A 17,204-nucleotide genomic window follows, 5' to 3' on the forward strand; every position below is an offset into this window, starting at 1 on the left:
TGGCGGCCTTCCGAAGCGCGACCTGGTGCGTTGCATGCGTGCGGCGCGCAGGATACGCGGAGTGCGCCGGGCCCACGGATCGCTCCATCCACCGCCACCGATGCTTCCGGCGATCCGGCGCGCTAGAACGTGCCGGGGTAGCTGCCGCCATCGATCAGCAGGTTCTGCCCGGTGATGTAGCCGGCCTGGGCGCTGCACAGGAACGCGCAGGCGGCACCGAATTCGTCCGGCTCGCCGAAGCGCCTGGCCGGAATGCCGGCACGCTTGCGCTCGGCGACCACCTCAGCGCTATCGCCTTGTTGCTGTGCGATCGCGGTGAAGTTGCTGCGCAGCCGGTCGGTAAGGAATTGGCCCGGCAGCAGATTGTTGAGGGTGACGTTGTCGGCCACCGTACTGCGGGCCAGACCCGCCACGAAACCGGTCAGGCCGGCGCGTGCGCCATTGGACAGCCCGAGCATGTCGATGGGCGCCTTCACCGCGCTGGAGGTGATGTTGACGATGCGGCCGAAGCGGCGCGTGCGCATGGCATCGACGGTGGCGCGGATCAGTTCGATCGGCGCCAGCATGTTGGTGTCGAGCGCACGCAGCCAATGCTCGCGCTCCCATTGACGGAAGTCGCCCGGCGGCGGGCCGCCGGCGTTGTTGATCAGGATGTCGACCTGCGGGCAGGCGTCGAGCGCGGTGCTGCGTCCTTCCGCAGTGGCGATGTCGGCGACCACGCTGCGCACCTCGCCCGCGCCGGGGAGCGCGCGCACTGCAGTGGCGGCCTGTTCCAGCGCATCGCGGCCACGCGCCACGATCACCACGTTGACGCCTTCGCTGGCCAGCGCGCGTGCGCAGCCCAGGCCCAGGCCCTTGCTGGCGGCGCAGACCAGCGCCCAGCGCCCGGCGATTCCCAAGTCCATGCAATGCGTCCTCGATCAGCGAAACTGCATGATCGGCGATTTGCTCAGGGGATGGACGCAACGAAGCGTTGCAGCGCCTCGGCCACCTGGTCGGCATGGCCCAGGAACGGTGCGTGACCGCCACCGGCCACGGTCAACATCTGCGCCTGCGGTGTGCGCGCGGCGGCGGCCTGCATGCCTGCCGCTGGCACCAGCCGGTCGCGCTGGCCGCCGATCCACAGGCTGGGGCGCGTCAGTTGCGGCAACGCGCGGCGCAGGTCGGCACGTTCCAGCAGCCGGAGCCCTTGCTGCAAGGCGTCGGCAGCCGGCTCGCCGCGTGCGGTGAGCGCGTCGCGCAGGCTGCGCAACTCGGCACGTGCATGCGCCGAGCCCAGTGTGTCCAACGCCAGGAATCGGTCCAGGGTGCCGCGATAGTCGCGCGCCAGATCCTGGCCGAACTGCACGAAGACGTCGCGATCGACTGCCTCCGGCCAGTCGGAGCCGCGCACGAAGCGCGGCGTGGCGGCGATCATTGCCAGCGCACGCACCTGCGGCAGGGTGGCGGCCGCATGCAGCGCGACCAGGCCGCCCAGCGACCAGCCCAGCCATACCGCCGGCGGCGTGGCGGCGGCGATGGCGGCAACCACATCGGGCAGCGCCAGCGGCGTGCTGTCCTGGCGGCTGAAGCCGTGCCCGGGCAGATCCACCAGATGCAGCTGGAAGTGCGGCGACAGCCGCTCCACCAGTGGTGCGAACACCCCGCCGTGCAGCGCCCAGCCGTGCAGGAGGACCAGTGCCGGCCCATGGCCGATGACGTCGATATGCATGCGTGCATTGTCGCCGATCGGCGCGCGTCGAATGCTGCCCGGCATGAGCTGCCCAGGTCAGCGCCTGTCGATGGCGCGCAGCGCCCGGATCTTCGGTGCGAGCACTGCCCATTGCGCGCGCGCATGCCCACGCCAGCACCAGCGGTCGGGCCACCGCCAGCGCCGTGCACGCCGTGCGGCGATGGTGGCGGCCAGCCAGTCGGAGTCGAAACCGTCCCACACACCGGCGACGCAGCGTAGATTGCCGATCAACACCGGATGCACCTCATGCAGCAACATCGCACGCAACTGCGGCAGCGTGAAGGGCGAAGCCGCCAACGCCTGCGCGATGCGGGCGTGCTCGTTCTCGCAGGCGGTGTCCAGGTAGAGCAGGGACAGTGCGTCCCAGACGCGGCGCTGTGCCGGCGTGGCAGTGGTTGGGTCGAGCGCGCGCGCGGTCACGGCGGTGGACGCGTCGCTACCGGACGCGCCGCTGCGCAATGCCTGCGCGTGGCGGTGACCGCGTGGAAACGGCGATATGGCCGCCGGCGGCGTGAGGCGGCCGCACCGGCCGGGCGTGGCGGTGCGGTGTCGCTCACCTCAAGCCGAGGCGCGCAGCGGTTGCCGGCCGACCGTATCGCGCGCCTGCGCGATCGCCTCGATCAGCGCCTGCACCTGCTGCGGCGTGTGCAGCGCCGACAAGGTCACGCGCAGGCGTGCCTTGCCCTCGGGCACGGTGGGCGGGCGGATGGCACCGACCATGAAGCCGGCCTGTTCGAGCGCGGCCGACATCGCCATCACCGTGGACTCTTCGCCGCACAGCAAGGGTTGGATCGGTGTCTCCGAGGCCATCAGTTCGAAACCATGCCTGCGCGCACCGTCGCGGAATGCGCCGATCAGTTCGACCAGGCGTGCGCGGCGCCAGTCGTCGCGGCGTGCCAGGCGCACCGCGGCCAGCGTGGCGGCCACCTGCGCCGGCGGCAGCGCAGTGGTGTAGATATAGGGGCGTGCGGTCTCGGCCAGGTGGCGCACCAGTGCTTCGTCGCCGACCACCGCCGCGCCGTAGCCGCCCAGCGCCTTGCCCAGGGTCACCAGCTGCAGTGGGACTTCGGCCATGCCCAGTCCGGCATCGGCCACGCAGCCGCGCCCCTGCGGCCCCAGCACGCCGACACCGTGCGCATCGTCGACATAGAACAGCGCCTGCTGCATGCGCGCCACCAGGCTCAACGCACGCAACGGCGCCACGTCGCCATCCATGCTGAAGACGCCGTCGCTGGCCAGCATCGCCGCGCCCTCGGGCGCGCCCTTGAGCTGGCGCATCGCGCCTTCCACGTCCAGGTGCGGATAGCGCCGCAGCCGGCAGCCGGCCAGGCGCGTGGCATCGAGCAGGCTGGCGTGGTTGAGCCGGTCCTGCACGCAGACGTCGTCCTCTTCGCTGAGCAGCGCCTGCTGTACCGCCAGGTTGGCGATGAAGCCGCTGCCGAACAGCAGCGCCGAGGGATAGCCCAGCCACTCGGCGATCTCGCGTTCCAGCATCTCGTGCGCGGTGTGGTGCCCGCAGATCAGGTGCGAGGCGGTCGCGCCGACGCCATCGCGCGCGGCGGCATCCTGTAGCGCGGCGACCACTTCGAACTGCTGGGACAGCCCCAGATAATCGTTGGAGCAGAAGCCGGTCAGCCAGCGGCCATCGATTTCCAGCCGCACGCCATCGCGACGACCGACCTGCCGCCGTACCCGGACCCGTTCCTGGGCCACGCGCAACTTGCGCAGTGACGAAATCCGTTCGTACAGATCGGGGCGCGTCATGGGACATTCGGTAAGGGAAAGGGCCGCTAGCGTAGCGTGCCGCGCCTGCCTCGCACAGCCGAGACCGACGACCGGTACAGGCGATGCCGACGCGCGCGCATCCATGGCTGGTTGCGCGCGCTGCCGTCGCCTGCCGGTCGCGCAATGCGCCGCGCGGGTCGCGGAGGTTCCGCAGCTGGCGCGGCTATCGCGGCGCAGGTCGGCGGCAAGCGCGCATGCCGGCCGGTGGTCTGCGACCCCGGAGTGCAGGACTGCCGCCGATCGCGCGACCGATCGGGTGTGGACGGTGCGAGAGTGACGACGGCAAGCGCTTTGCGCCTGACCGCTGCCCGCCGACCGGCAGGATTCGCATGCCGCACTCGCGCAGCGCGATGGCATGGCTTCCGACTCGCGACCGACGCGACCCGGCAGGCGCCGGCATCTTCCGCGGCGCCACAGGCCGCTGGCTCATCGGAGCCATGCCGGCACCGCCTGCCGTCAGGCGCTGGCGATGCTCATGCCGCGCGTTCGCAGGCCGTGCCGCAGGTGATGTCCGCATGCACGGTGCCGGGGTGATCGTGGTCGGCCGCATCGACGCTGACCTGCATCGCACGCAGGCCCAGGCGCTGGAACAGGGCCTGGTCGCGTTCGGTGTCCGGGTTGCCGGTGGTGAGCAGTTTTTCGCCGTAGAAGATCGAATTGGCGCCGGCCATGAAGCACAGCGCCTGCAACTCGTCGCTCATCGCCTCGCGGCCGGCAGACAGACGCACCATCGATCCGGGCATGACGATGCGGGCTACGGCGATCATGCGTACGAACTCGAACGGATCCAGCTGCTGGACGCCGTGCAGCGGCGTGCCGGGCACCTGCACCAGCTGGTTGATCGGCACCGAATCCGGATGCGCAGGCAGGTTGGCCAGGGCCAGCAGCAGGCCGATGCGGTGCTCGCGGGTTTCACCCATGCCGACGATGCCGCCGCAACAGGTCTTCAGGCCTGCATCGCGCACATGCTCCAGGGTATCCAGGCGATCCTGGTACTGGCGGGTATGGATGATGGAGTCGTAGTAATCCGGCGCGGTGTCCAGATTATGGTTGTAATAGTCCAGGCCGGCGTCCTTGAGCGCACGCGCCTGGCCGGCATCCAGCATGCCCAGCGTGGCGCAGGTTTCCAGCCCCAGCGCCTTGACCTCGCGGATCATCGCGGCCACCTTGGGGATATCGCGCTCCTTGGGCGAGCGCCATGCCGCACCCATGCAAAAACGCGAGGCGCCGGCGGCCTTGGCCTGGCGTGCCTTGGCGACGACGGCGTCGGTCTCCATCAGCTTCTGCGCGCTGACGCCGGTGTCGTAGCGCTGCGCCTGCGGGCAATACGCGCAGTCTTCCGGGCAGCCACCGGTCTTGACCGACAACAAGGTGGAGACCTGCACCTGCGACGGATCGAAATGTGCGCGGTGCACGTTGGCCGCGTGATGCAGCAACTCCGGGAACGGCAGGTCGAACAGCGCCTGCAGTTCTTTGCGATCCCAGTCATGGCGTACGACAACAGGCATAGGAGTTTCCTGACAGTCAGCGGCTTGAAAGCCAGGCAGTCTGGTGAGCATGGGCGAGGCTGTCAACTTCGATGTCGTGGGTTCGGTTTACAGCTGGCCGCAGCGGGTGCTGCGGCTGCTGCTGCCCAGCCTGTGCCTGGTCTGTGCCGAAGCGGGCATGGCCGATTGCGATCTGTGTCCCTCCTGTCGCGCGGCCCTGCCGGAGCATGGCCACGCTTGCCTGTGCTGCGCCACGCCGCTGTTCGCCTTCGACAGCATGGCGCTATGCGGACAGTGCCTGCAGCAACTGCCGCCGCTGCAACGGGTGCATGCGTGCTTCACCTATCGCTGGCCGGTGGATGGCCTGCTGCGGCGATTCAAGTTCCACCAGGATCTGGCCGCCGGGCGCCTGCTGAGCGAGCTGATGGCCAGGCGCTGCGCGCAGTTGCCGCGGCCGCAGGCGCTGGTGCCGGTGAGCCTGCATCGGCAGCGCCTGCGCCAGCGTGGCTACGACCAGGCGCTGGAACTGGCCCGGCCGCTCGGCCGCGCGTTGCAGCTGCCGTGCCTGCCGTTGCTGCGGCGCGTGCGCGCCACCGCGCCGCAGTCGGAACTGGACGCCGCCGAGCGCCAGCGCAACCTGCGCCAGGCCTTCGTCGCACACGGTGCGCTGCCGGCGCACGTGGCGCTGGTGGACGATGTGATGACCACCGGCGCCACCCTGCATGCCGCAGCGCAGGCCCTGCGCCGCGCCGGCGTGCAGCGGGTGGATGCGTGGGTGTGCGCGCGGGTGCCGTAACCCGGTGCACGCATGAGCGTCAACGTCGCTTGGCGGCAAGACGCTGCCCGGATCGGCACGCAATGAAACCGAATCCCCAATTCCGAATCCCGGCTCCTAACGCACCGCCACCGCGATGCCGACGAAGATCGCCAGGCCCACCCAGTTGTTGTGCACGAAGGCACGGAAGCAGGGGCCACGCTCGCGATGGCGGACGATGCGAAATTCGTACAGCACCAACAGCGCCGCCACGCCCAGGCCCGCCCAGTACGCGGTGCCCAGACCGGCGCGCAGGCCGACCGCCGACAACATCGCCAACATCAGCGTGTAGAGCGCGGCCTGGATGTGCAGATCGTGCTTGCCGAACAGGATCGCAGTGGACTTGCTGCCCATGCGGATGTCGTCGTCGCGATCGACCATGGCGTACCAGGTGTCGTAGGCGGTGGACCACAGGATATTGACCGCGTACAGCAACCAGCCCAGCAGGGGCACGCTGCCCTGGACGGCGGCGAACGCCATCGGGATGCCCCAGCCGAATGCCACGCCCAGATACACCTGGGCCAGATGGGTGTGGCGCTTCAGATACGGATAGCTCGCGGCCAGGAACGCGCCGGGCACGCTCAACGCCACGGTCAGCCAGTTGAGGCTGAGCACCAGCGAAAACGCCACCAGCATCAACACCACGAACACCCACAGCGCCTCGCGCCCGGAGACCGCGCCGGTGGCCAGCGGCCGCGATTTGGTGCGCTCCACATGCGGGTCCAGCCAGCGGTCGGCATAGTCGTTGATCACGCAGCCGGCCGAGCGCGTCAGCCACACCCCCGCGGTGAACACGAACAGCGTCCACAGCGGCGGTACCCCATCGGCGGCCAGCCACAGGCCCCACCAGGTAGGCCAGAGCAGCAACAGGCTGCCGATCGGGCGATCGCCACGGACCAGCTTCCAGTATTGGCCCAGCCGTTCGGACCACCTCAGCGCCGGCGCAGCGGGTGCCGGTTCCACACCATGTTCGTTCATGCCGCAAAGGGTAGCAGCGCGGCTTGGCCGCGGTCATTCGGGCCGTGACGGAGCGCGCGACATGGGTCGCCCGCGCTCGCGCTCAGCGGGTCCTGCCGTCGGGCGGCAGGACCCGCGTCTCCTGGGCGGCAAGGCGATGCCGGCCGCGCGGCGGCGCTTCGAGGACATCCCCTTCGGTAGCGGCGATGACTACAGTCCGGCGCAGCGCTGGAGAGGCCCTGCGCATGCGGGTCGTCGCAGGGGCATCGGTTCTGGCATACTGTGCGGCCAGGCGCTCGTAGCTCAGCCGGATAGAGTAGTGGCTTCCGAAGCCATTGGTCGGGGGTTCGAATCCCTCCGGGCGCACCAGTTTCGACAACGATCGGCCCGCTGCCATTGCAGCGGGCCGATGCGTTTTGCGTGGTTCTCGATATCTCGCGGTGTGGCTGCTGCGGCGCTGCCATGCGGCTGGGCAATCACGGCGGCTCGGCAGTGCACGCGGTAACGCGCCTGCCCGCTCCGGATCAGAGGTTGTCCGGGGCCGGGGCGGTGGCTTTGGCGTGCTGCTTGCCGCGCGCGTGTTCGATGGCGGTGCGCAGCTTGCGGGCGGCGCCGGTGACCGCCGAGGCGGTGGTTTCGGCGCTGTTGGTGGCGGCGATCGGCGGCAGGCCGGCGACGTGCGCTTCGATACTGCAGGTTCGATCCGCCGCACCGCCGCGCTGACCGTTCTCATCGCGTAGATGCACTTCGACGCGGGTGATGTCGTTGGCGAAATGCGCCAGCTGGGCCGAGCAGGTCTTCTCGACGTGCTGCACGACAGAGGGATCATGCGGCACGTGGTTGTCGGTCTGGATCTGAATCTGCATAGAGGTCTCCTTCGCGGTCATCCGCTGCGTCTGCCGCAGCGGTGTTCCGATTCTGCGACAGCCCGGTGTTGCCGGGAGGTGACAGGGGCCAGGCATTCACCTGCAGGTCGGCAATGCGCGGCCTGCGCGGCCGCTGTCAGGAGACGATGCACACCCCGGCACGTAGGGGCCACAGGTGGCGGGCGGCTATCGCAGGCCGGCTGAATCGCCCCAGCCCTGTGGGGAGGGGCGTGGCCTGGGGTCCAGGGACAGTGGCTTAAGATTGCGCGATTGCGGCTGCCCGCGCTGTTCGATGCCTGCCTGTGTCTGAAATTCGATCTGTCTTGCGTGCGCGTTCTGGCGTCTGGTTGCGGGCATTGCTGTGCTGCAGCCTGTGGCTGGTATGGGTGGCCGGAGCGGTGGCCCAGGACGACGACGCTCTGTTGAAGACCGCGCAGACGCAGCTCGACGATGCGCAAACGGTGTTGGACCAAGTGCAGGTCGGGATGGAGAAGGCCGATGCCGATCAGCTGAGCGCATTGGTCGATCAGGTCACCACCGCGCAGCGGCAAGCGCAGGATCTGGCACGTCAGCTGGATCCGCCGCTCAAGCAGCTCAGCATGCGGCTCGACGGTCTGGGTGCGGAGCAGAAGACCGATCCGCTCGATCTGCGCAACCAGCGCAAGGGTCTGGCGAAGGAAAAGAACCAGCTGGACGCCGAACTCAAGCGTGCCAACCTGCTGGCATCGGAAGCCGGCGAACTCGCCGACCGCCTCGAGCGCAAGCGCGCGCAACTGTTCAGTGTACAGCTGTCCACGCGGGTGGGTTCGCCGTTGTCGCCTGCGCTGTGGAGCCGTATCGCGCAGCAATGGCCGGACGACCGTGGCCGCCTGCAGGGGCTCAACGACGACGCGGCACAGATGCTGCGCGCGGCCGTCGCCGCCAGGGGCGTCGGTGTGCTGCTGACCTGCGCGCTGGTGGCGCTGTTGCTGGCGTTTCCGCTGCGCATCTTCCTGCGCCATCTGGGCCGCCGTTACGCCGCCTCGCGCGCACCGGGAGGGCGCCTGCGGCGTTCCGGGCTGGCATTGTGGTTCCTGCTGGTGGGCACGCTCAGTCTGGGCATGGCGGCCCTGGTGCTGGCCGAAGGCGTGCGCGCGATCGCGCAGGTGCCGGCGGACCTGGACGAGTTGCTGGATGCCTTCGTGTTCATCAGTTTCTTCGCGGCCTTCGTCGGTTCGCTCAGTGCCAGCCTGCTGATGAAGCACCAACCGAGCTGGCGCCTGTTCCCGCTGGACGACGCCACCGTCGACCGGTTGCGCGTGCATTGCCTGGCTACGGCGGTGGTGAGCTGGGTGAGCGGCATGGCGATGAAGCTCAACGAGGTGGCGCGCACCAGCGAGGCGGCCACCACCGCCACCGATGCGGTGGCGGCGTTGCTGTATGCCGGCCTGATCCTGTCTGCGCTGGCGGGCTTGAGCCTGTCGCTGCACGCGCGCGCAGCCAGCGCGGGGGTGGCCGAGCCCGGCAGTGGCGAGCCGCCGCCGGTGGTCTCGCGCGGTGGTGGGGTGATCGTGTTGATCCGCCTGCTGGGCCACCTGGCGGTGATCGTCGCGCTGCTGGCGGCGTTGTTCGGCTATCTCAACCTGGCGTTGTTCGTTGCCCGTCAGATCATCTGGATCACGTTGATCTGCAGCCTGCTCGGCCTGTTGCTGGTATTTGCCGACGATCTGCTGACCTGGGTGTTCAAGCCCGATGGCCGTTTCAGCCGGGCACTGTCGCATGCGCTCAGCATCGGTAGCGGCCGCCTGGTGCAGCTGGGCCTGTTGCTGTCGGCGGCGGTGCGCGTGGTGCTGGTGCTGCTGGCCATCGCGGTACTGCTGACGCCGTACGGCGCCAACGTCAGCGTGGTCACCGGATGGGTGGAGAACATCACCCATGGCCTGGCCATCGGCGGTGAGCTGGTGATCACGCCCGGCGACGTGGCGCGGGCGCTGTGCGTGTTTCTGCTCGGCATGGGCCTGGTGCATGTGGTGCAGCAGTGGCTGCTCAATACCTATCTGCCGAGGACCGAACTGGATGCCGGCGCGCGCAATTCGATCAGCACGGTGGCGCGCTATCTGGGCTGGTTGGTGGTGACGGTCTGGGGCCTGACCGCGCTGGGGCTGGATCTGAAGCGGCTGGCGCTGGTGCTGAGTGCGCTGTCGGTGGGTATCGGCTTCGGCCTGCAGGCGATCACGCAGAACTTCGTGTCCGGCCTGATCCTGCTGGCCGAACGGCCGGTCAAGATCGGCGACTGGGTCCGCATCGGCGACCAGGAAGGCGACGTGCGCAAGATCAGCGTGCGTGCCACCGAGATCCAGGTCGGCGATCGCTCGACCCTGATCGTGCCCAACTCGGAGTTGATCACCAAGAGCGTGCGCAACATGACGCTGTCCAATCCGATGGGACGGGTGCAGCTGCAGTTCTCGGTGCCGCTGGAAGCCGATGTGGCCAAGGTGCGCGACATGTTGCTGGCGTTGTTCGCCGAGCATGCCAAGGTGTTGGCCGAGCCGGCGCCGTCGGTGTTCATCGACTCACTGGCCGGCGGGCACGTCAATTTCAATTCGTTCGCTTACGTCAGCAGCCCACGCGATTCCTATGGCGTGCGTAGCGAGCTGTTCTTTGCGCTCTTGCAGCGAATGGAGCAGGCCGGCGTGGCCTTGCAGTCGCCGCAGGAGATCCGCTTCAGCCGTGCCGGCGTGGCCGCAGCGCGCGATGGCGACGGCAGCACGCCGGCAACGCCGGTATAGCGGAGCGGCCAGGCGATCGCGAGCGATGGCGCGCCGTCTCCGATGCGTCATCGCTCGCCGGGCCACCGCAGCGGTCCATGTACGCGGGCCTGTGGTGCAGGCCGTTGGACACGCTGGCGTCAGGTCTGGAGATAGGCCTGGAATGCGTTGGCGAGGTGGTCGAACACGGCGCGCACGCGCGGAACGCTGCGCAGATCTTCGTGGGTCACGATCCAGGTTTCCAGGGCGGGCAGTGCGAGCGCGGGCAGCACCTGCATCAGGTCCGGGTCTGCACGCGCGACCGGGCATTGCGCCACGACGATGCCCAGGCCCGCACGCGCCAATGCCAGTTGCGCGGGGTGGCTGTCGGTACGCGTACTCAAGCGTGCGCGGCTCAGATCCGGGTGCAGTGCAGTGGCGAGCGCCAGGTCGGCGCGGCATCGGTCCGGGCCGATCAGGGCATGCTGCAGCAAGGCCTGCGCCGAGGTCGGGGTGCCGTGGCGCGCGAGGTAGTCGCGATGAGCGAACAGGCCCAGCGCGATCGCGCCGACCTTGCGTGCCACCAGGGCGCTCTGCGTGGGTGGATGCATGCGCACCGCGATATCGACCTCCTGTTCCAGCAGATCGGCCGCGCCGTTGCTGAGCGAGATTTCCGCGACGATGCGTGGGTGCGCTGCACGCAGGCTGGCCAGCATGGCGGGCAGCACTTCGATTCCGACGAACTCGGAAACGCCGATGCGCACGCTGCCGGCGATTTCGCCTGGCGGACTGTAGGCCAGACGCACGAACTGCGCCGATGCGCGCGCCATGCTGCGCGCCGAATCGGCCAGTGCGCGCGCCTGATCGGTGGGTGTCAGACCAGTGATCGAACGAGTGAACAGCGTGGTGCCCAGCATCCGTTCCAGCGCGGCAAGCCGGGTGCGTACCGTGGGTTGGGTCACGCCCAGCAACCGAGCGGCCGCCGACAGGCTGCCCTCTTCCAGCACGGCCAGAAAGATCCGCTGATCTTCCCAGGCGATGTCCTCGCTCATAAAAATTGATCCAGCCGCTGGTGGAATTTCGATACTTCCATCCTAGCCGCTGCAACGGCACGCTGGCTGCCGCCCTGGCGCGGGGCAACGCTTGGAGGTGTCGCAGGACGCCGCATGCAGGGCCGGTCGATCAGGCAAGGATGGCAGAGGATACGGTTACCGCATGGCCGCTTGCAGGCGGCACCCTGGTTGCCGCTGGAGACAGCACTGCCCGATGTCCTTTCACTCACTACAAGGAGCAAACGCATGCCTTACACCACTTCGCTGGATCGCTACCGCCTGCTTGGCCGTTCGGGCCTGCGGGTGTCGCCGCTGGCGCTGGGCACCATGACCTTCGGACAGGACTGGGGCTGGGGGGCGGATGCAAGCGAGGCCAAGCGCATCTTCGACGCCTATGTGGAGCGTGGCGGCAACTTCCTGGACACCTCGGTGAACTACACCAACGGCGCCTCCGAGCGCATCGTCGGCGAGCTCATCAAGGACAAACGCGAGCGCATCGTGCTGGCGACCAAGTACACCATGGCGCGCGATGCCGGCAACATCAATTCTGGCGGCAATCATCGCCTCAACCTCATGCGCTCGGTGGAGACCAGCCTGCGCCAGCTGGCGACCGACCGCATCGACCTGTTCTATCTGCATGCATGGGACTTCACCACCTCGCCCGAGGAAGTGATGCGGGCGCTGGACGATCTGGTACGTGCGGGCAAGCTGCTATACCTGGGCATCTGCAATACGCCAGCCTGGCGGGTGGCGCAGCTGCAGACGCTGGCCGACCTGCGTGGCTGGTCGCCGTTGGTGGCGTTGCAGATCGAGTACAGCCTGGTCGAGCGCAGCGTCGAACACGAGCTGATCCCGATGGCGCGTGAACTGGGCCTGGGCGTGCTGCCGTGGTCGCCGCTCGGTGGCGGCATCCTCACCGGCAAGTACAGCCGCGACGATCTGTCCGACGAGAACGGGGCGGAGGTGGCGGACAGCCGCAAGGGCGTGATCGCCTCGACCGGGCACCTCAACGCACGTGCGCTCGACATCGCCGACGTGGTGGGTGCGGTCGCCGAGGAACTGGGCGCTTCGCGCTCGCAGGTGGCCCTGGCCTGGACCTTGCGCAACCCGGCAGTGGTGGCGCCACTGATGGGCGCGCGCACGCTCAAGCAGGCCGAAGACAACTTCGGCGCGCTGTCGCTGACGCTCAGCGATGCGCAGCTGGAACGCCTGCAGCAGGCCAGCGCGGTGGCGCCGATCTTTCCGGAGCGCTTCATCGGCCGGCCGATGGCGCAGCAGCTCATCTACGGAACCTCGACCCTGGAACCGCGCCGCTGAGCGCAGGAGAAGCGCATGCACGTCTCCCGTTACGCACTGCTGTTCGTCGCCGCGGCGCTCATGGCGCAGGTCGTGGCGGCAGCACCCGCCGGCAGGGCCGCCAATGGCAACTGCGCGGCGGAAGCGACCCCGACCGAACGCAACCGCTGCATCGTCGATACCGCATTCGCGCAATGGGCCGGCGGTGGTGGTGGCTTCTTCGATCGTGTGCTCGCGCCGGAGGTGGTGTGGACCATCGAAGGCTCCGGGCCGCATGCAGGCACGCTGCGTGGCCGCGAGACATTGATGGCGCGCGCGGTGCAGCCGCTGGCCAGCCGCATGTCGACACCGCTGCGCCCGCTGCAGTGGCAGGTCTGGGCCGATGGCACGCATGTGATCGTGCAATGGGAAGGTGTCGGCCGCGTGCGCGACGGAAGCGAATACCGCAACCGCTACGCATGGATCATGCGTATGCATGAGGGCAAGGCGGTGCAGGTCAACGCGTTCCTGGATCTGCCGCGCTATGGCGAGGTGCTGCAGGACGATGCCGTGCGGGCGGGCAGTGGAGCGGGCGCATGAGCGATGCGCGCATGACGCTGGCGGTGGCCGTGGCATTGGGCGCAGGAGCGGCGGTGTTCCACACCGATGCAGTCTCGATGGAGCCGCCACCGCGCGTGGGCGACGACGCGACCGATGCGCGCGACCCACAGCGGTGGCACGCGCATCCTTACTTGGGGGCGTGGGTCACGGCCGACGGTCGCGCGTGGCGGGAGTTGTTGCCGACCGGGTATTACGCCCAGGCCGGGGACCGTCGCGATCTCAGCCAGGGCCGCTACGTGGTGGACCACGACCGTATCCGTTTCCTGGACGAGCGCGGCTCCAGCGTCGAAGGAATCTTCGTCGGTGCGGACGAACTGCACCACGCTGGACGGATCTTCCATCGGCAACGCAAGACCGCGTCCGCGATGTAGCGGCATGCGGCACGCAGCATGCGCGGCGCGCCCGGCATGCCGAACCAGCAGCGGGTTCCCAGTCACCGGCCCCCACCGGTGCTGGCCCACTGCATCCATCCGCAAGCTCCCGCGTGGCATGGGTCGCGCGCGATGCGGTTGCGGCCAGAAACATTCCAAGGGAGAGAGCGATGAAGACCGTACTGATTTCCGGAGCCGGCTCGGGCATGGGCCTGCTCACCGCGCAGACCCTGATCGCCCGCGGCGATATCGTCTATGCCGGGGTGCGCGACCCGGATGGACGCAGCAAGGCGCGCAGGGACGCACTGGAGCGGCATGCGCAGGCGCATGGCACGCGCGTCCACGTGGTGGACATGGACATCCATCACCAGGACTCGTGCCAGCAGGCAGTGGACCGGGTCGTGGCCGAGCAGGGCCGGCTGGACGTGGTGATCCACAATGCGGCACACCTGTACATCGGCATGGCCGAAGGTTTCACCGCCGAGCAGCTGGGCGAGAGCTTCAACACCAATGCGGTGGGCGCTCACCGGCTCAATCGCGCCGCCCTGCCGCAGATGCGTACGCAGGGCGATGGGTTGCTGCTGTACGTGGGTAGCACGATCACGCGCATCGTGGCGCCTTTCATGATGCCTTACGTGGCCGGCAAATACGCGTTGGATGCGGTGGCCGAAGCCACCGCCTACGAGGTGCGTCCGCTGGGAATCGATTCGGTCATCGTCATGCCCGGCACCTTCATGGATGGCACTTCGCATTTCCAGACGGCGGTGCACCCGGCCGATGCCCAGGCCGTGCAGGGCTATGCGCAGGTGCAGGCGGAATTCGACAACTACGAGCCGGGGTTGCGTCGGCTGTATCGCGATGGGCAACAGGCGCCGGTGCAGGCGGTGGCCGACGAGATCGCGCGCGTCATCGCGTTGCCGAAGGGGCGCAGGCCGCTGCGGACCACGGTGGATTTCGCGGACTATGGCGCCGAGGCCATCAATGCCGTCGTCGAAGCGCAGACCGCACGCGTGTTCGGCATCATGGGCATGCAGCGCTTGCGCGATGTCGCTGGCGGCAGCGGTTGATTGAACGGCGCGCGGCAGCCACAAAGGTGGCTACGCGCGGTGCCGATGTCGCTGGCGCGCGGCCTTGGGCACCGCTGCAACACGCATGCCGTCATGCATGGGCTGCATGCCTGCGGCAGTAGCGCGTGCCATGGGCTGCCAATGCATGCAGGCGAACGCGCAGGCATGGTGGGACGCCTTGCATCAGGAACGGTCGGCGACCCGGGCCTGCTTGACCAGGGCCAGGTCGTCCACGCTGACATCTTCGGTGTAGTCCAGCCACGCGCGAATTTCCAGATCGTCCACCGCGTGCTCCAGACCCACCGGCATGCGGATGCGCCCGGAGGCGTCGGGCACGACCCACTGCTGCGCCAGCACCACCTTGCGGTCGGACGACACCGCTTCCACCCAGAATGCGCGGGTGGGCCGGCGCTTGGCGGATACCTCCAGCATGTAGCGGCCGGCCTCGGTCCTGCGTGCGGCCTGGGTGAGCATGATCGGCTGGCGCACGCGCGGACGCGGGCCTTGCGCTGGCGCGTCCAACGGCGCATCGATCGCAATGCCGCGAGTCAGGTCGGGGTCGCGGTACAGCTTCATGCGCTGGTCGCGATCCACCACCAGCGCGCACCAGTCGCCATCGGCCGAACCGTCTTCGAACGCAGTGCAGCGGTCCACATAGGCCAACGTGCCCGTCCCGTGCGTGCGGTCGAACTGACGCGAGGTGTTCTCCAGGTAGACCGTCTTGAGCTTGCTGTCGTCGTCGTATTCGAGCAGCACCGGTGGGCGCACCTGTTGCACGCCCACGACCACCTCGCCGTTGCCGTTGACGCGCAGCAGCCGCGTGCCCTGTCCGGTCCATAAGGTGCGTGCGTAGGCCAGATAGCGCGGGTAGTCCTTGCCGTCGTCGCGGGTGGCCGCTGCGCTGGCGCTGGGTGGTGCATCGCTGGCCAGCAGCGAACGGCCGAAGCCCAGCGTACGCATGCCCGGCTCCAGCAACTGCAGCAGTGTGGCGCCGGAGTCGAGCGTGCTGCCGGCGCGCGCGACCACTTGCTGCGGGGCGATGTCCTTGCCGAGGAACAGCAGCAGATTCTCGCGCTTGTGCCGGGCGAGCACGTCGCTCAGGTCGTTGGGCATCGCCAGATGATCCGACGCGATGACGATGATGGTGTTCCTGCCATAGCGGCTGTTGCGGATGCGCGCGACCAGCTCGCCGATCAGACGGTCGCTGCACTTGATCGCATGCAGCAGGGCGATGTCACCCAGCGGGCCATCGTAGTGCTGGCCCTTGCAGGCCAGCGGCAGGTGGCCTGCCGGATGATGGGTATCCATGGTGAGCGTGGTCAGCATGAACGGCTGGCCGGCACGCGACAGCGTCTGGAAGCTGTCCCAGGCATCGTCGAGCAGTACGTCGTCGTGCACGCCCCAGGCAGAAAAATGCCTGGAATCCACGCCCTTGTCGTAGAAATGATGCACGTCGTGCACCACGTCGTAACCATGGCTGGACAAGAAGCTGCCCTTGCCAGCGAAGCTGGCATCGGCACCGCCGACATAATGATTGCGGTAGCCCTGATCCTTGAGATAGTCGCCCAGGCAACGCGCCTCCGGCAGGAACAGGCCCATGCGGTCCATGCTGTTCTCGTCGCCCGGTGCGGTGGTCAGCGGCACGCCGCACATCGAGGCCACCATGCCGGCGATGGTCCATCCGCTGCCCTCGGCGGATGCGAGGTTGCGTACGTCCACCGCTTCGGTGGCGAGCGCGCGCAGGTTGGGCATCAGGCCCGGGAACACCGATTCGTCGAAGTAGGTGCGCTCCAGGCTCTCGCCGTAGATCCAGACGATGTTCTTGCGCTTTTGCAGCGGTTGTTGCGGCAGCTGGTACTCCGGCACCACGGTGGCGTAATCGACCGGGCGCCACTGGTAGTACAGGCGCTTGCCATCGCGGTACAGCGGGCTCACGGCGATGCTGACCAGCAGCATCGCCACGAAGCCTGCAAAAACCGCACCGCCGCCACGTGGGTGCCGGAAGCGGCGTACCCGGACCAGCAGCAGCGGGCTGAGCGAGAGCAGCAACATGCCGACGAACACGGCGATATAGCCGGAGAAATCGCTGACACCGGCACCCTCCATGTCCGCGCGCAAGTGGTACAGCGTGGCGGCGTTGATGCCATCGCCGCTGAGGCGGTCGATCAACCCCCAGGCGCTCAACGCCAGTAGCAGCAGCGACAGCAGGCCGGCCTTCAGCCACGCCAGCCGCGGCGAGGCGACCAATAGCCACAGCAACAGCAACAACGAACCCAGCAACATCCAATGCATGCGCAGCATCCGAGAGGGAATGATGCGAGCGCGTACCGGACGCATTGCTCGCCATGTCCCGCGCGCCACATATACATGACACCCGGATGACCGACTATGCCGCGACGAAGCTGACTGAAATGTTTGTTGGCCGGCACCGTGCCAGTGCGGTGCGCCCTT

The 17,204-nt window shown here is 68.3% G+C and carries 14 protein-coding genes, 1 tRNA gene and 1 pseudogene; 7 read left to right on the plus strand and 9 right to left on the minus strand.

Going from position 1 to position 17,204, the window contains the following annotated elements; genetic code table 11:
• Positions 1 to 122 precede the first annotated feature (122 nt).
• From LL964_RS03850 to bioB, 5 genes are all read right to left on the minus strand, one after another.
• Positions 123 to 905 (minus strand): SDR family oxidoreductase, encoded by a 783-nt coding sequence (locus LL964_RS03850; protein WP_104586221.1) that lies wholly within the window; start codon positions 903 to 905, stop codon positions 123 to 125.
• A 44-nt stretch (positions 906 to 949) separates the two neighbouring features.
• Positions 950 to 1,711, minus strand: a complete 762-nt coding sequence (gene bioH / locus LL964_RS03855) for a pimeloyl-ACP methyl ester esterase BioH (RefSeq protein WP_104586481.1) — start codon at positions 1,709 to 1,711, stop codon at positions 950 to 952.
• Between the two features lie 57 nt (positions 1,712 to 1,768).
• Positions 1,769 to 2,152, minus strand: a complete 384-nt coding sequence (locus LL964_RS03860; protein ID WP_104586482.1) for a DUF7079 family protein — start codon at positions 2,150 to 2,152, stop codon at positions 1,769 to 1,771.
• Between the two features lie 138 nt (positions 2,153 to 2,290).
• Positions 2,291 to 3,496 (minus strand): 8-amino-7-oxononanoate synthase, encoded by a 1,206-nt coding sequence (gene bioF / locus LL964_RS03865; RefSeq protein ID WP_104586219.1) that lies wholly within the window; start codon positions 3,494 to 3,496, stop codon positions 2,291 to 2,293.
• 494 nt (positions 3,497 to 3,990) lie between these two features.
• Entirely contained in the window at positions 3,991 to 5,025 is a 1,035-nt protein-coding gene (bioB, locus tag LL964_RS03870; RefSeq protein WP_104586217.1) for a biotin synthase BioB, read from the minus strand.
• Between the two features lie 49 nt (positions 5,026 to 5,074).
• Here bioB and LL964_RS03875 point away from each other — a divergent pair, with 49 nt between their 5' ends.
• Positions 5,075 to 5,800: a ComF family protein gene (locus tag LL964_RS03875; protein WP_208621395.1), complete on the plus strand. Its 726-nt coding sequence runs from the start codon at positions 5,075 to 5,077 to the stop codon at positions 5,798 to 5,800.
• A gap of 96 nt (positions 5,801 to 5,896) precedes the next feature.
• On the opposite strand, the gene ubiA is transcribed toward LL964_RS03875, so the two are convergent.
• Positions 5,897 to 6,796, minus strand: coding sequence for a 4-hydroxybenzoate octaprenyltransferase (ubiA, locus tag LL964_RS03880; protein WP_104586213.1), 900 nt, complete (start codon positions 6,794 to 6,796; stop codon positions 5,897 to 5,899).
• 271 nt (positions 6,797 to 7,067) lie between these two features.
• On the opposite strand from ubiA, the gene LL964_RS03885 reads away from it, so the two are divergent.
• Positions 7,068 to 7,144, plus strand: a tRNA-Arg gene (locus LL964_RS03885).
• A gap of 155 nt (positions 7,145 to 7,299) precedes the next feature.
• On the opposite strand, the gene LL964_RS03890 is transcribed toward LL964_RS03885, so the two are convergent.
• Complete coding sequence (locus LL964_RS03890; RefSeq protein WP_167395230.1) at positions 7,300 to 7,641, minus strand: HPF/RaiA family ribosome-associated protein; 342 nt, start codon at positions 7,639 to 7,641, stop codon at positions 7,300 to 7,302.
• 261 nt (positions 7,642 to 7,902) lie between these two features.
• Here LL964_RS03890 and LL964_RS03895 point away from each other — a divergent pair.
• Positions 7,903 to 10,409: pseudogene (locus LL964_RS03895) on the plus strand (DUF3772 domain-containing protein).
• 119 nt (positions 10,410 to 10,528) lie between these two features.
• Here LL964_RS03895 and LL964_RS03900 read toward each other — a convergent pair.
• Positions 10,529 to 11,419 (minus strand): LysR family transcriptional regulator, encoded by an 891-nt coding sequence (locus LL964_RS03900; protein ID WP_104586207.1) that lies wholly within the window; start codon positions 11,417 to 11,419, stop codon positions 10,529 to 10,531.
• 246 nt (positions 11,420 to 11,665) lie between these two features.
• On the opposite strand from LL964_RS03900, the gene LL964_RS03905 reads away from it, so the two are divergent.
• From LL964_RS03905 to LL964_RS03920, 4 genes are all read left to right on the plus strand, one after another.
• Complete coding sequence (locus LL964_RS03905) at positions 11,666 to 12,736, plus strand: aldo/keto reductase (RefSeq protein WP_104586205.1); 1,071 nt, start codon at positions 11,666 to 11,668, stop codon at positions 12,734 to 12,736.
• A gap of 15 nt (positions 12,737 to 12,751) precedes the next feature.
• Positions 12,752 to 13,294 carry a nuclear transport factor 2 family protein gene (locus tag LL964_RS03910; RefSeq protein ID WP_104586203.1) on the plus strand — a complete coding sequence of 181 codons (543 nt, stop codon included), beginning with the start codon at positions 12,752 to 12,754 and terminating at the stop codon, positions 13,292 to 13,294.
• Complete coding sequence (locus tag LL964_RS03915) at positions 13,291 to 13,686, plus strand: Atu4866 domain-containing protein (protein WP_104586201.1); 396 nt, start codon at positions 13,291 to 13,293, stop codon at positions 13,684 to 13,686. Before LL964_RS03910 ends, LL964_RS03915 begins: the two co-directional genes overlap by 4 nt.
• 170 nt (positions 13,687 to 13,856) lie before the next feature.
• Complete coding sequence (locus LL964_RS03920; protein WP_104586199.1) at positions 13,857 to 14,753, plus strand: SDR family oxidoreductase; 897 nt, start codon at positions 13,857 to 13,859, stop codon at positions 14,751 to 14,753.
• A 183-nt stretch (positions 14,754 to 14,936) separates the two neighbouring features.
• Here the strand turns inward: LL964_RS03920 and LL964_RS03925 are convergent, their stop codons facing one another.
• Positions 14,937 to 17,045 carry a phosphoglycerol transferase I gene (locus LL964_RS03925; RefSeq protein ID WP_104586480.1) on the minus strand — a complete coding sequence of 703 codons (2,109 nt, stop codon included), beginning with the start codon at positions 17,043 to 17,045 and terminating at the stop codon, positions 14,937 to 14,939.
• Positions 17,046 to 17,204 lie beyond the last annotated feature (159 nt).

This window comes from Xanthomonas melonis, assembly GCF_020783655.1.
GTDB classification, from domain to species: domain Bacteria; phylum Pseudomonadota; class Gammaproteobacteria; order Xanthomonadales; family Xanthomonadaceae; genus Xanthomonas; species Xanthomonas melonis.